Here is a 231-nt window from a genome sequence, read left to right as displayed (position 1 = left end):
GTTATGCTTCTACAGCAGGATTAACAATAAACGCGACAACAGGAGCAATTACCCCAAGTACATCTACTCCAGGAACGTATACGGTAACATATTCAACACTAGCTTCAGGTGGATGTGGAGTGGTAACCGCTACAACAAGCGTGACCATTACGGCATTACCAACAGCAAGTATTAGTTATGCTGGAAGTCCGTATTGTTCAGGAGTTGCTACAGCTACTGTTACTTTAAGTG

At 43.3% G+C, this 231-nt stretch carries 1 protein-coding gene; it reads left to right on the top strand.

Annotation, left to right across the window (positions count from 1 at the left end; genetic code table 11):
- Nucleotides 1-231: hypothetical protein (locus EQG63_RS12310; protein ID WP_164974518.1), on the top strand; the 231-nt coding region annotated here is incomplete at both ends.

Source organism: Flavobacterium amnicola, from assembly GCF_004122165.1.
GTDB lineage: Bacteria > Bacteroidota > Bacteroidia > Flavobacteriales > Flavobacteriaceae > Flavobacterium > Flavobacterium amnicola.
This window is presented reverse-complemented; position numbering and strand designations above follow the sequence as displayed.